This window comes from Vibrio sp. 1978 (assembly GCF_033344345.1).
Window position 1 is genome coordinate 77,193 of record NZ_JAWPOP010000020.1, and the last position, 14,322, is coordinate 91,514.

Annotated in this window: 10 protein-coding genes; 7 read left to right on the plus strand and 3 right to left on the minus strand. The window is 43.7% G+C overall.

The features are described 5' to 3' along the window. The first annotated feature begins 142 nt into the window (after window positions 1-142). The 7 genes from R8N49_RS18060 (at window position 143) to tssG (ending at window position 8,947) form a co-directional block, all read left to right on the plus strand. Window positions 143-2,143 carry a serine/threonine protein kinase gene (locus tag R8N49_RS18060; RefSeq protein ID WP_104980535.1) on the plus strand — a complete coding sequence of 667 codons (2,001 nt, stop codon included), beginning with the start codon at window positions 143-145 and terminating at the stop codon, window positions 2,141-2,143. Next, on the plus strand, window positions 2,130-3,704 hold the full coding sequence (gene tssA / locus R8N49_RS18065) for a type VI secretion system protein TssA (protein ID WP_318190034.1): 1,575 nt from the start codon (window positions 2,130-2,132) through the stop codon (window positions 3,702-3,704). The genes R8N49_RS18060 and tssA overlap by 14 nt, the downstream gene beginning before the upstream one ends. Window positions 3,705-3,730: 26 nt before the next feature. Beyond that, window positions 3,731-4,237 carry a type VI secretion system contractile sheath small subunit gene (gene tssB / locus R8N49_RS18070; protein ID WP_005373381.1) on the plus strand — a complete coding sequence of 169 codons (507 nt, stop codon included), beginning with the start codon at window positions 3,731-3,733 and terminating at the stop codon, window positions 4,235-4,237. Window positions 4,238-4,245: 8 nt separating this feature from the next. Further along, complete coding sequence (gene tssC / locus R8N49_RS18075; RefSeq protein WP_005373378.1) at window positions 4,246-5,721, plus strand: type VI secretion system contractile sheath large subunit; 1,476 nt, start codon at window positions 4,246-4,248, stop codon at window positions 5,719-5,721. Between the two features lie 61 nt (window positions 5,722-5,782). After that, window positions 5,783-6,193: a type VI secretion system baseplate subunit TssE gene (gene tssE / locus R8N49_RS18080; RefSeq protein ID WP_033906409.1), complete on the plus strand. Its 411-nt coding sequence runs from the start codon at window positions 5,783-5,785 to the stop codon at window positions 6,191-6,193. Between the two features lie 10 nt (window positions 6,194-6,203). Beyond that, window positions 6,204-7,952, plus strand: coding sequence for a type VI secretion system baseplate subunit TssF (gene tssF, locus R8N49_RS18085; RefSeq protein WP_213879813.1), 1,749 nt, complete (start codon window positions 6,204-6,206; stop codon window positions 7,950-7,952). Next, the gene (gene tssG, locus R8N49_RS18090; protein WP_005373373.1) at window positions 7,949-8,947 is read left to right on the plus strand and encodes a type VI secretion system baseplate subunit TssG; all 999 of its coding nucleotides are present in this window, start codon (window positions 7,949-7,951) and stop codon (window positions 8,945-8,947) included. Before tssF ends, tssG begins: the two co-directional genes overlap by 4 nt. 54 nt (window positions 8,948-9,001) lie before the next feature. Here tssG and R8N49_RS18095 read toward each other — a convergent pair whose 3' ends face one another. Genes R8N49_RS18095 through R8N49_RS18105 form a run of 3 tightly spaced genes read right to left on the minus strand, consistent with a single transcriptional unit; the run spans window position 9,002 to window position 14,216 of the window. Then, window positions 9,002-9,454, minus strand: coding sequence for an Lrp/AsnC family transcriptional regulator (locus tag R8N49_RS18095; RefSeq protein WP_005373369.1), 453 nt, complete (start codon window positions 9,452-9,454; stop codon window positions 9,002-9,004). A 31-nt stretch (window positions 9,455-9,485) separates the two neighbouring features. Continuing rightward, window positions 9,486-12,875, minus strand: coding sequence for a type VI secretion system membrane subunit TssM (tssM, locus tag R8N49_RS18100; RefSeq protein ID WP_318190035.1), 3,390 nt, complete (start codon window positions 12,873-12,875; stop codon window positions 9,486-9,488). Between the two features lie 27 nt (window positions 12,876-12,902). After that, entirely contained in the window at window positions 12,903-14,216 is a 1,314-nt protein-coding gene (locus R8N49_RS18105) for a type VI secretion system ImpA family N-terminal domain-containing protein (RefSeq protein WP_186585412.1), read from the minus strand. Window positions 14,217-14,322: the final 106 nt, after the last annotated feature.

The following is a 14,322-nucleotide window of genomic DNA, read 5'->3' on the forward strand; positions in this document are numbered from 1 at the left end:
GTAAGTAAAAAGGTCTAATAAGTTAGTAATAATAACTAAAATAATAGGCTTACTGTTTGTTTTAAATACCAACCTTGATACAAGTACGTTCAAGAAAATATTATTCAACTCTAATAATATTTATTCTATGAAAGAGTACTAAGTGTCTAATAATCAGAGTACAGCCAAAGGATATATCGATCAGTTGGTTGTTAAAGCTATTGAGAAAAAGAAACTGAATGAGCAAAGGCTAGCAGAAAAAAATAAGCCGAAGCTTGAGTACGTGCTTTTTTCACAGTTTGATGTATTAGACAAGCTTCCTTCTAGAAATGGTAAGACAACGGTTTACCATCTTGCAAAAAAAGGGCAGCCAGAGAAGCAAATCTGTTGCAAAGTTATCAATGATGACTCGCCAGAATTTGCGAGCAAAATGTTGATTAACGAAGCGAGCAGGCTGGAGCTTTCTCAACACCCTAGCGTGGCTAACTTTGTAAAAATCGGCAATGAATTTGAACGCCCATATTTGATGTACGAGTGGATCCAAGGTGAATCACTGGCAGAAAAAATGGAGCGTCATTCTTCTAAAGGCTTCCGCCACGACCACATCGCTTGGTTGGTGTATCAACTCGCTGGCGCTCTAGAGTTTATGCATACAAGAGGTATCTGCCATCTTGATATTAAACCATCTAACGTATTAGTGAGTGAAGGCGATTACGTTAAGCTCATTGATTTCGGCGCTGCTCGTTACATTGGAGAGACAGAACCTTACGCTGAGGCAAGCTTGAGCTACGCCTCCCCTCTTTATATAGAAACTGGCATCGCGGAACCGCAAGATGATGTTTACTCTCTCGCTTTGCTCGCTGGACATCTATTTTTAGGCTCAATATTTGGTGATGCTTGGAATAAGCAGTTAAAAGACCGAAAGCGTCCGGCTTTGATCCCGGCTCATATTTGGAAATTGCTGAAAGAAGTCATCAACAAACCAAGAGGGCATGGCTATACCGCTATTTCTTTTGCTCAACAGTTAGCGCGAATCGATACGCAATCAATTAGCTCAAATTCTAACGCACCAATTTTCAGTAGCTTGCGTAACGCGGACTTGCTGCTTACACACTGTAAGCCAAATGATAAAACGGCGTATGGTCGCTTTAAAATATTAGAGGCGAGCTTAGTGTTGAGTGTGCTGGCAACAGCAGGAAGCTATTTATATCAACAGAATAAAGATCAATTGGATGCCATTTTTCCCCGAGGAGTCGCTCCTGTAACTCACGTTATTACGCCCTCTGAAACGGCTTCTTTTTTGGCTCAGCCTCCATGGAAAATCAAAGAAGAATTGTCTCAAGCTAAACAGAGTATTGATATGACAGAAGCTTATCGAACAGCATATCAAGCTCAGCAGTTAAGCCTCTCGAATTTATATGAAGAAAAACAGGCTCAGTTAACGTCGTATCAATCGTTAGCGGATGGCTTACCAATGGCATTAGTCGAATTACGTAAGGAGCTTGTCACCTTGCGAGAAACCCTTGTTCGTGACGGTGCCCTGTTTCCATATGCGGATGAGGCGTTGACTAAAGTGATGTCTGGATTAAATGTCGCGTCTATCGATTCCATGAAAGTATCTGCCATAGCTGGCAGTCGAGATAAGCAGATTGCTCGCTTAATTTTAGATGGTGAAGCTAAGCTCGCAGAAAATGAAATGAAAGAGGCATGGTTATTAAACCAGTCACAAGCCTATTTCTACAACCAAATCTTACCAAAGGCTGTGATGGAAAATATTAATGACTCCATCGATAAACATGCAGAGGCGCACTTTTACACCAAAGCAATTGAAGAAGCTGAATTAGCCAAAGCCTACTTCGGTAATACGCCAGAACTAGACAAAAAAATAAAGGATTTAATCGTCGCAAGAAGCGAATTTATTTTGTTTAGCACCGTGATGGAGCAATCCGTTTACGACAAACAAAAGCTACATGAATCCCTTGCCGATTTAGAACGGAATGCACCAAGTAAATTTACAGAAATCACGAAAATTCTAGATAGCATGGCGTCGGATGCGATTGAGCAGAGCCATCGATTATCTAAGCCAGCAAATGGCGCAATTGCGGTAGCGCGTGCGTTGAGAGATTACTTGACTGAAGGAGACGTGAATTTTGTCCAACATTGATATCGATCGTCTGCTTAATCCTATTTCTGATGAATCTCCAGTGGGTAACGATGCCCGTTACGAGTTTTGCTATGAAATGATGGAATCCGAAGTGAAGAAATTCGGTTCATTGTTTGGCGAAACAGTAGATTGGAGCGTAGTAAAAACGCACGCGACTGAAGTTCTAGAGCACCACAGTAAAGACTTAAAAGCCATTTGTTACCTTGTTCGCGCGCTAACAGAAGAGTTTGGTCTGCAAGGCTTTGAACAAGGGCTAAAGCTGCTTAGTGAGGCGTTAAGTCGCTTTGGCGTTGAATTGTATCCTTCCCGAAAGCGGGGTCGAGATGGCGCGGTCGAATGGTTGAACCATCAGTTTAAACTGGTCAGCAGCAAGTTAGCGGAAAGCGCTCAGTCATGGGATTTGGTATCAAACTGCATTTCGACTATTGAAGAAGTGCAGCGCCAGTACGACGAGGTTTACCAAGACTCAGAAGCGGATTTCTTTGAGATTCGCACTCAACTCAATGTTTTATCTCAACAAGCGGCGGCTGATGAGCAGAGCGATGAAGCAGTCGTTAACATCGAACAAGCGGCGCCTGCACCAGCTACGCAGCCTGCCGCCGCAGAAACGCCAGCGCAGAGTGAAGAGCAAACCGCACCGGTGAAGACGGTTCCACCGGCTCCTAAACCTGCGCCAGTTAAGAAAGCGGTAGCAAAAGAAGTCGATGTCGATACGGACTTCTCTTCGCCTACGGCTTCTAAGCGCACCTTGAAGAAGGTTGCGGAAGTCATGCTTCATGCGAACCCAAGTGATCCGCTGGCTTACCGGATTTATCGTCATCTGACTTGGGATGACATTGATGGTCTACCCGGCCACCAAAATAATCAAACGCCTTTGAGCTTGGCAGTGTCGTCCGATCAACAAGCGGAATACCGAGATAAAGCTGACCAAGAAAGCGACATCGACACCATTAAGCGTTTGGAGCGCACATTAACGGATGCGCTGTTTTGGCTGACGGGCCATTACTTCGTGTATTCGATGCTTAATAACTTGGGCTTTGATGATGCAGCGCTTGCTGTGAAACAAGAAGTGACGCGTTTTGTTGAATCGCTAGAGGGCATCGAGCACCTCTCATTTAAGAATTCTATACCATTTGCAGATGAAGCGACCTTGAGCTGGTTATCGACTCAAGATACTACTTCTTCGACTTCTCAACCTGTTGTTCAAACGGTTGTGATTTCGCAGGAAGACTCGCTGCCAATGGAGGATATCACTCTAGAAAATCTAGGGGAATGTGCCGCAGAGCTTGCCCACAAACTTGGGCTGGATAGCTCGGGACGTGGGCAGTTCATGCTGTATTTACAATTGATAGCAGCTTACCAGTCTGTTGGATTATACCCGTTGTGTTTGCCGTATCTTGAGAAGGGGTGGGAAGTACAAAAAGCGTTTAATCTCGCGAGCTGGGAACCCCACTTATCGTCACAGTTAGAAGACCTAATTCGAAAAACACTCCATCGGTTATTTGGAAGCAAGGATCTTCTACCTGAGAAGTATGAAGAGTGGAAAGCAATTTACGACTAATTAAAGAGTTAGATAAGGAACGAATTATGTCACGTGACGGCTCGGTGGCTCCTAAAGAGCGAATTAATATCCGTTATGTTCCAGCAACTGGCGATACGCAAGAAGACGTAGAGCTGCCGCTAAGCATGATGGTAGTTGGCGACTTTACTGCGCGTGCAGATGAGACACCAATTGAAGAACGTACTCCAATTAACATCGACAAAGACAACTTTAACGAAGTGCTAGAGGGCATGTCTCCAAACGTTAAAGTCAACGTTGAAAACCGTCTTTCTGATGAAGAAGGCGGCCAGATTGGTGTTGATCTGACGTTCCAAAACATGAAGGACTTCTCACCTGAAGCGATCGCGAAAAGTGTACCTGAACTAAACAGCCTACTTGAGCTTCGCGAAGCCTTGGTTGCACTGAAAGGTCCTCTAGGAAATGTTCCTGCGTTCCGTAAGAAGATCGCATCGGTTCTTCAAGATGAAGAAGCGAGAAAGAAACTGTTGGATGAACTAAGCATTGGCAACGACCAAGACGCGAAAGAAGAGTAAGGGATATCATGTCTGCAGAAGCACAAGCGCCAGAACAAGAAGCAGCCTTAGTTGAATCAGGCTCACTTCTGGATAGCATTCTTAACGAAACACGTTTAAAGCCAAGTGATGAAGGTTTTGACGTTGCAAAACGCGGCGTAGAAGCATTCATCAGTGAGCTACTAAGCAGTTCGAACACAGAGAAAGTCGACCAATCTCTGGTTGATCTGATGATCTCTGAAATCGACCAAAAATTGTCTAAGCAAGTTGATGCAATTCTTCACAACGAAGAAGTTCAAGCGATTGAATCAACGTGGCGTGGCCTTAAGTACCTGGTTGATCACACTGACTTCCGCGAGAACATTCAAATTGAACTGATCTCTGCGAAGAAAGACGAAGTTCTTGATGACTTCGAAGACGCTCCAGAGGTGGTGAAGTCTGGCCTGTACAAGCAAATCTACACACGTGAATACGGCCAGTTCGGTGGTAAACCTGTTGGCGCCGTCATTTGTGATTACGCTATGTCTGCCTCTTCGCCTGACATCAAACTGATGGAATACATGGCGAACGTAGGCGCAATGTCTCACGCACCATTCATCACGTCGGCATCGGCTAAATTCTTTGGTCTAGACAGCTACGAAGAGCTGCCAAACCTAAAAGATCTTAAGTCTGTATTCGAAGGTCCACAGTACGCGAAATGGCGTGGTCTGCGTGAGCACGAAGATGCACGTTATTTAGGTCTATGTACGTCTCGCTTTATGTTACGTACGCCTTACTCTGTTGAAGATAACCCAATCAAGGCGTTTGACTACGATGAGCAAGTGACAGACAGCCATGATAACTACCTATGGGGCAACTCAGCGTACGCGATGGCGTCCAAGATCAGTGAATCATTTGCTAAGTACCGTTGGTGTCCGAACATTATTGGTCCTCAAAGCGGTGGTACTGTACAAGATCTACCGGTTTACAACTTTGAAGCTATGGGTCAAATCGAGACTAAGATCCCAACCGAGATCCTGGTTTCTGACCGTCGTGAGTATGAGCTAGCAGAAGAAGGTTTCATTGCGCTAACCATGCGTAAAGGTTCTGACAACGCGGCGTTCTTCTCTGCAAACTCTGTTCAAAAACCAAAAGTGTTTGCGAACACGCCTGAAGGCAAACAAGCCGAGATGAACTACAAGCTAGGTACTCAGCTTCCTTACATGTTCATTATCAACCGTTTAGCGCACTACATCAAAGTGCTACAGCGTGAGCAAATCGGTTCTTGGAAAGAGCGTTCTGACCTAGAAATCGAACTGAACAAGTGGATTCGTCAATACGTTTCTGACCAAGAGAACCCGCCAGCGGAAGTTCGTGGTCGCCGTCCGCTTCGTGCTGCGAAGGTTGAAGTATCAGACGTAGAAGGCGATCCAGGCTGGTACAAAGTATCGATGTCTGTACGTCCTCACTTCAAGTACATGGGCGCAAGCTTCGACTTGTCTCTAGTTGGTAAGCTAGACCAATAACCCATTACTGAAACCATCAAGCAGCCAGTGAAGACTGGCTGCTTTTTTCGTAGGACCGCATATGGAAAAAGGTTACCGTCTTTTAGAGCGGATCGAGCTAGGAGAACCAAAAAACTGCTACGAGAAAGTGGTGTCTCATAAGCATTTGATTGAATCCATTCACTCGCATCTCGCTGACTTGTTGAATACGCACTCCGGCAACGCAATGATCGACAATGAGTATGGTCTGCCAGATTTTAACGACGTACTTTCTAACAACACAAACCTCGTTCGCCATATTCAAAAAAACATCACGTCAACCATAGAACGCTTTGAGCCCCGACTGTTTAATGTCGAGGTTCATTACCGTGAAGACCACCATAATCCATTACAACTCGGCTTTGGTATTCGCGGCGAAGTTTCCCATAACGGCGGTAAAGTCCCAATGTCGATCGATGTCTACATGGGAACCGACGGCCAATTTAACGTTTAGTAGGTGCCACTTGAGTAACAGTAAATACTTTCAAGATGAACTCACGTATTTACGCGAGTCGGGTAGTGAGTTTGCCAAATATCATCCGAAGTTAACTCATTTTCTCTCTGAAGGAACTTTTGATCCAGATGTCGAACGACTGCTGGAGGGTTTTGCTTTTTTGACCGGACGCATCCGCGAAAAGATTGACGATGAACTTCCTGAGCTAACGCAATCTCTGATGACTTTGCTGTGGCCACATTACATGCGTTCGATCCCGTCTTTGTGTATTAGCGAACTAAAACCGCATACCGGAAGTGTTACTGAGAAAACCGTGGTGAAACGTGGTGCGGAAATGGCCAGCGAGCAGGTAGAAGGCACGCAGTGTTTGTTCCGTACTTGTTATGACGTCAATCTATACCCAATTACGATTACTAACATCGAACAAACTAACAGCCGCACCAGCTCGATGATTGATGTGACGTTATCGACGGAGCATGGCCTTGAGCTGTCTCGGATCGGCTTAGATACGTTGCGTTTGCACCTGCATGGTGAGATTCATATTACTCGCACTGTCTTCTTATGGCTGTTCCGTTATCTAGATTACGTCGAGTTGGATGTTGGTGGCGGCTACAAACATCGTTTAGGGCCAGAATACGTTAAGCCAGTCGGGCATGAAGAGGACGAGGCGCTGTTGCCTTACAGCAAAAATTCCTTTGCAGGCTACCGTTTGCTGCAAGAATTCTTCTCTTTGCCAGATAAGTTCATGTTCTTCGACATTAAAGGCTTAGAGTGGCTAAAAGGCATTCCACAGCGCAACACGGTCAAAATCAAATTTCACTTTAAGCGTGCTTTGCCTTCAGAGGTGGTGCTTAAAGATAAACACTTAAGGTTGCACTGCACACCTGCCGTTAACTTGTTTGAAAAAGACGGCGATCCAATCCGTTTAGAGCATCGACGAAACGAGTACAAGGTGCGTCCACAAAGTAACACTCAAGAGCATTACGAGGTTTATTCCATTGAGCAAGTGGAGAGCTGGAGTAAAGACGAGCGTCGCCGAAAACCACTGATTGAATTTGAATCGTTTGAGCACCAAATCAACCAGCGTGATAAGCGAGAGTTCTACAAATCCAAAGTGGGCGAGCGAGTAAGCGGAAGAGGGTTAGAGCGCTATATCTCATTCCATACTCACAATGGCGACATCGCGGATTTAGGGACTGAAACAGTATTGATGAAACTGCAATGCAGTAACGCGGACTTAGCGGAGCGCCTGTCAGTAGGAGATATCACGTACGCGACGCACAAGTCGCCAACGTATGCGACGTTTAAAAACATTACTAAGCCAACACAGTCAGTAAGTCCTCAGGTTAATGGTGAACTTCAATGGCAGTTGATTGCCAACATGTCGCTCAACTACTTGTCTTTGGCCAATATCGATGTGTTGAAAGTGTTGCTCTCGACTTACGACTTCCACTCTCGAGTCGATAGACAAGCCCACCGCGCGTCGATTCATCGACTTGATGGCATTATTTCTTCAGAGATGAAACCAATCGATCGCGTATTTCGTGGTGTATCTGTGCGTGGTAACCAATTCAAGCTCGTGACGGACTCTAAGTTCTTCGTAAATGAAGGCGATATGTTCCTTATGGCCACGGTATTGAATGAATTTATCCGTTTGTATTCGAGTGTGAACTCCTTTACCGAACTAGAGGTGTTCGATGAAGCGACGGGCGAGGTTTACAACTGGGCAAGCCTAATCGGGCAGCAGACGATACTATGATTAACACACTTTCTGATAAGTCGAATGAGTTTAGTTTCTACCAAGCGGTGTTGCTGTTAGAGAAACACTACCAGTTGGAGCCAAACTCAAATTTTGTTGCCGTGGGCGAGAACAAATACTTTCACCAAGAGCGAATTGAGTTCAGCGTGTCGCCAAACCTGTGCTTTCCAAAGAGTGATATGGACTTTATTACTCATATGGAAAGAAACGGACAGCAATATTCACGTATTGAGACGAACTTTCTTGGCTTGCATGGTTCAAGCTCGCCCCTGCCTGCGTCTTACACTGAGAAACTCGTCGGTCGTGATCCCGATGATAACCCAGTGAAGGATTTCTTCGACTTTTTCCACAACCGCTATACAAGCTTACTGTATCGTGTTTGGAAGAAATACCGATATCACGTGCAGTACAAAAGCGGGGCAAGCGATGCGTTTTCTGGGCGCATACTGCATTTGGCTGGTCTTTCTAGCGTTATGCAAGATTGTGAAGTAGCGGAGTTAGATCGAGCGAAAGTTCTGTCTTACGTGAACCAGTTATCTACGCGTACACGCTCACCCAAGCTTATTTCCGGTATTGTTTCGCACTACTTTTCACTGCCGAATGTGCGAATCGAAGAATGGGTTTATAGACGCGTAGAAATCGCTGAAAGCCAGCGTAACAAACTCAATCGTTCCAATTGTGTATTGGGGCAAAGCTTACACTTGGGACAAAGCATTGCGGATTTGAACGGCAAGTTTAACTTGTGTATCGACAACATTGATTTTGAAACGTTTAAGCAGTTTTCCTACGATGGTGAGTTACATAAGACGCTGGTGGGCTTGATGCGCTTTATTCTGCGTGACCCAATGTCGTGGGACCTAAAGTTGACAGTTAACCTAGACAGTATTCCAGAAAACAAACTGGGTAATGGAGAAGGGAACCAACTAGGTCAAACGTTCTGGCTAGGAAACCCAGGTGATAAAGACGCCAAAATTCGACTTATCGGAAGCATATAAGAAAGCCGCTCAACGAGCGGCCCTTTATGTTTTCCTCAAAGAGGTCAGAAAAGCTTAACGACTGATCGGCTGATGCAGTACAACGGTAGTATCAAGCCTTTGAATGCCGTTAAATGATTCAATTTCATTACAAAGATGATGAATAGACTGCAGGTCGGGCGCTTCAATTAGGGCAATAATATCAAAGTTGCCACCAACAACGCTCGTTAAGCGAACCTCAGGGATTTCTTTAAGTGCATTCGTTACATCATTCTTCTTACCCTTTTCACAAGAGATCAGTAGATAACTAGCGGCTTTTCGCCCTTCATTTTCTACACGAATCTGTGCGGTATAGCCTTTGATAATACCGGTCTTTTCTAAACGATTAATTCTTTCTGCTACTGCTGTTCGAGACAAACCAATGTTTCGGGATAGATTCGCAATCGACTCTCGCCCATTCGACAATAGACTTGAAAGTATTTTTCGATCTAATTTATCTAAACCTTGTAAAGTCATGTTTGAAATCATGTGTTCTGCCTATTTTGTTTTTATATTGTTATTAAATCGACTCAGGGAGCGTAAAGTTATACAGCTCAGCAAGAGTGAATGGGTTTTTCTGTGTCAACGGAGTGATGCGTAAGCTCAAGTCCCTCCCTGACACTTTTATGTCACTGACAAAGCTGCCGTTATGAGTGTTTGTCAAGGTCGAGTCACCTAGCAATCTGTATATCGCCCATTGACCACTCTTATTTAAAACGTGCTGTCTGCCTTCATCGGTTACATCCTGGAGTGTGATACTAATATTGAAGTCACCATTTTGCGGTGGCCATGCCATTTCACGAATGCGGCTTGGACCGTGGTAGTAACTTATATTGGTATCTGCAATTTTTAAGCTCGCTCTAATCGCACTAGAATCAAGATCGAGTACTCTTGCACTAAACGGAATATGAACGCGGTTAGTGCTTTTATTAATTAATGTGTCTCGAATAACGTTATAGTTACGCAGTTGCACTAACAGAGCCGGAGAGATTGGCATCGTCTCGCCATCCACCTGTTTTGGCGTCCACAAATTGGTATCGTAGAACGGTGCAAAATTTTTCTGAATAAATGTGTCTAACAAGCCACCTGAAGCAAACAGTAATTCAAAATCTTCAATTGAGATTTCCTCAGTCGCTGTTAGATCAAATGGGTATCGTCCTAGCCCTATCTCTTTAAACTTGGTGTAAATCTCGCTGTACCATTGGGTTTGAATGCCTTTAGCGGACTCTTTAATCATGACTGACCAGCTTTGTTGAACCACATCTAACAACCAGCTACGAACGGGTTCCGGTGATTTTTGGGCAATCTGTTTAAGTTTGATTAATGGGTCAGCTTCACTGCTGTTCATTCGATGCTGAGCTGCCGCTAGCGCCGCCATTTGCGGGTCAGGTGCATCAGCGATGTCTTTCATATAAGTGCGAACACGGCTTAACGCTGTTACGGTCTCATCCCAAGGAGTAGGGGAGTTTGGTGTTTCACTGACCTGAAGTTGGTTTAATAAGTGAAAAGCTTGTTCAACACGTTTCATCAACAAGTAATCAGGCTTAACTACTTCCTCTACTGCGTCTGATGCGGAGTCTGCCGCTGCCACGAGTTTCGGGTCTAGTTTTGAAATCAGAGCATTTTTTTCACCAACGGGTGAAAATTGTGTGTTGGCATAGACCTGCTTCAGTACGGTTGTCATTGGTGAAGAAGGGCCCGAGATTAAGTCTATCGCGTTCGTTAGATCGCCGACATTGTCATAGTTTTGGACTTTTAGTTCACTCAGCGCATTGCGCCAATTACTGATGTAGTCGTCAGTATATTTTTTACGTACTTCCTCTTTGAAGGCTTCTTGTTCTTCACTAGTAGGAATAACGTGTTGTGACAGACCTAAAACCCAGTTGTCACTGATGACTTGTTGTGACATTAGGTCCACGCGTGGTCGATAAAAAGTACTAAAACCAGTGGAGGTATAGATCTTATCTACGATCAAGCGTTCACTATCGATTGGTGTGTTGAATACATTGCTAAACTCAAAACCCACAGCTCGTTGCAGATCTAGGGTTCCTAAATCAATCGAATTTGCTTCGTTTAAAATGCCTGCATAAACGAGATCAACATTCGAATTTGCTAGCAGTGAGCGACGTGTTGCGCGAACAAGATCCATATTGATATCAATTGGATCAAACTGTGTGCGAAAGTAAGCGTCCAAATAGCGCATCGCCTGATTGACGACGTCACTTTGGTTGCTCAAATCGTTCATCATTTGGAGAGTTTGATGACGCAAAAAACGGATATCACGCTTTGTTGGATCGTTTAGCATTAGATACCCCTTCAATAGAGGTAAAGCGCGTGTAAAAGTGTTTTGATTTTGTGTCAGTTGTAGACGGTAACCTTTCTCAATGAGAGGTATCAACTGTTGAGCAACGTCCTTAAGTAATGCTTCGTAAGCGATGCGAGTGCTTTGATCCAAACGGCTAATGTTGAGTGGTAATATCTCTTCATCCAAAGCCTTAGAACCTTTAAGCCACGCCCCATAAGAAGGCTCTATTGCTTTCGTCGCCTTCGCTAAAAGCTCATTGAATCTTGCATCTTGCTCCACTTGCGATTTGTCATCGATACTCAAGAGTTGATTCATCACGTGTAAGTTACTGTCTAATGTCGTGAAAAAGAAGTAACTGCCCCCAGTAAGCAGGATAATAGAGCCGAGTATTGCCAAACGGCTTTGTCTCTGAATTAGACGAAGATACGTCTTGTTTTCGCCCGCAAAGTCGCTTTCCGGCAATATTTGTGAATCAATCAGAAAGCGAGAGAAATAAGGCGTTTCTGTTAACTGTGTATGCTCTGACGCGATAATAGGTAAGTTGAAGTAATTACTACAACTTTTTGCAAGCAAATTGTACTTGCGACCGCCTTGCAGACTCGAACTAAAGAAAATCTCACGGATGTCTAGTGAATAGACACCGTTGTTAACATCACATAGACGCTCAAGCACATAGCTGACTTCAGACTGACATAGCTCAAACTGCTTAGGGAAAGCGAGTATTGCTTGTTTCTCATCAATGTCCGTTGAATTAGCGGATGCATCTAGCGCATTACTTTCAAGCACTCTCACTAGATTTAGATAGCTATCGCGGTAGTACTCTGCAAATACACCCTTGGCTTCTTTTAGTGGGATAGAGAGGAACTCAACACGTGTCTTGAGAGAGCTAAAGTGCATGTATTCTTTAAAGCCATCTAACTTGTCTAGCTTTGACATAATCAAATAGATTGGCAATGCTGAAGACGTTTTAGAGTTGATGGTACTCAAGCGCGCCAGTAACGACGAAATGGTGTACTCTTTTTGTTCTGGCTCAGAGACGATCATGAACTCGAAATCGATGAAGAATAGACACCCAGAAAATGGCTTTCTAGGTCGATGATGAATAACTTCTTCAATGAACGTATTCCATAAAGAAGCATCACTGCTTGATACTTCCTGGAACACTAAGCGTTGGTCTGGTTTGATGTATACAGCGCTGTCAGATTCGTACCATTCAAAAAAGTCATTCTTAGCGGTTCTAGTGCGATCCATCGGTTTAATTGCACTAGAATTAAATAAAAATTGACGTCGCCCTGACCCTTTATTACCAAGCATCAGGTAAATTGGTTTCTTGCCTGAGTTAGCAAGAAGAGGCTGGATAACCATAGAAAGAGCTTCTTCCTCGGTTTCCAAATGTTGAGCTTTAGAGTTGTTCTTTTTCTTCAACCATAATGTGAATTGAAAAATGACGTAAACAATGGCGATAGCACCAAGGGTCAGCCAAAGATAAATTTGATCGATTTCGTCAAGAAAAAGCAGATAAATAGTGGTGATAATTGCAGCCACTAAAAACATCAATATGGTAGAAATCACCACTGGATTTCTAAACAGTTTTTGTTTGAACATAAGCCTAAAACTTCTTTAATTGTATTGTTATTTATTGTCAGTTTTTTCAGCTTGTAGCTGACTCAATTTATATAGGTAGATGTTCAGTAAAAGGGTTGCGCGGTCAATTTCCTTTTGCTGTGAATACTTTTCAGCGTATTCAATACGACCTAAAAGCGGGAATAACGAGTTACTGTATTCGTACGCCTTTTCAGAGTTCTTATCTACATTCTGTCTAGCTACGTTGGCAAACACCGTTCTTGCGTCTGAGAATCGCTTATAAACATCCATAAACTGGTCTTCTAAATGGGCGCTCTGTGTCAAAAAGTTCTGACGTAGTTGCTGTGCAGAAGACGAATCCGGATAGATTGCGATTAATTCATTGGTCAAGCTATCGAGCTCGCTGACGTTACTTACTTTTGCCGAGTCTAAAAACCAGTTATTCATCATAATATCGACACGATTAATGGCCTGCGTTTTCAATGACTGAGCATATTTTTTATTTTCGTAATCTAACGAGGCGACCAAATTTACAAGTTCATTAAGTGAAGCTTGATTAATTTTTTGTTCCAATGTTCGATAACGTTGTTGCTCGTACATGAAATGTGAACATATCGCAGTAACAATCAAACCAATAACGAAGTAGATCATAAATCGACCAGACTTTGCCGGTGATGCTTTCTCTTGGCTATTTAGGTTGGGTAATGACACCGGTGCCGGAGAGGGAGACACATTCACTTTAATTTCAGGTGCCTTCTGCGTTGCTGCAGGAGCGCTAGTGTTGGCTTGTTTTTTCTCGCGTAACTCAGCCGCAATCTGTTGTTCTTTTATCTGCTCAATCCATTGATTCAAAATACGGCGAATGCGACCTAATGACGGCGCTTCAATACCGTAATGAAGACGAAGCTCTTCCTCAATCCTCAAGCATAATTGATGTGCTGCCTCTATCAATGGAAGCTCTTCTGGTAACGCCCGATGCTTATTAATTCGTTTTTCAGTATGCTCTACCATCCATTCAATAGCGCTCATTCGTGCCTTTGACTTTGAATGCTCTGGATACGCGTTGAACCAATATACGACACACACATCAAGTATTGAGTTTAACCCTTCAACAAGGCCTCTTAAGCCGTCGTTATAGGTTGATGCAACGGTAAAGTAACAGCAACAACGTAGGTCTTTCGCTTGGGTACTCAAGATCTTTTTTGAGAGTGTTTGAACCGTTTTCCACGAGACTCTCCCTGTGACTTTATTCAGGTTGTTTATTTGACGTTTAATTTCGTCAAAATCCTCAGAACCATTAGGATTAGAGCCGCTTGGGTTATTTTCATCGATTGGTCTTCGAGCGAAGTCGGTAAAAAACATAAGGAAAGTTCCAACTGATCATATAGATGCCCGAATTCAACTGCGAAGTGCGACACTCGCCAATATCAAGCGGCCAGTGCCATTTCTTTAAAGACAATCGCTGGTT

Coding starts and splice junctions, on each gene's coding strand:
- tssB (WP_005373381.1), top strand. CDS start 3,731: ATGTCACGTGACGGCTCGGTGGCTCCTAAAGAGCGAATTAATATCCGT.
- tssC (WP_005373378.1), top strand. CDS start 4,246: ATGTCTGCAGAAGCACAAGCGCCAGAACAAGAAGCAGCCTTAGTTGAA.
- tssE (WP_033906409.1), top strand. CDS start 5,783: ATGGAAAAAGGTTACCGTCTTTTAGAGCGGATCGAGCTAGGAGAACCA.
- tssG (WP_005373373.1), top strand. CDS start 7,949: ATGATTAACACACTTTCTGATAAGTCGAATGAGTTTAGTTTCTACCAA.
- R8N49_RS18095 (WP_005373369.1), bottom strand. CDS start 9,454: ATGATTTCAAACATGACTTTACAAGGTTTAGATAAATTAGATCGAAAA.
- tssM (WP_318190035.1), bottom strand. CDS start 12,875: ATGTTCAAACAAAAACTGTTTAGAAATCCAGTGGTGATTTCTACCATA.
- R8N49_RS18105 (WP_186585412.1), bottom strand. CDS start 14,216: ATGTTTTTTACCGACTTCGCTCGAAGACCAATCGATGAAAATAACCCA.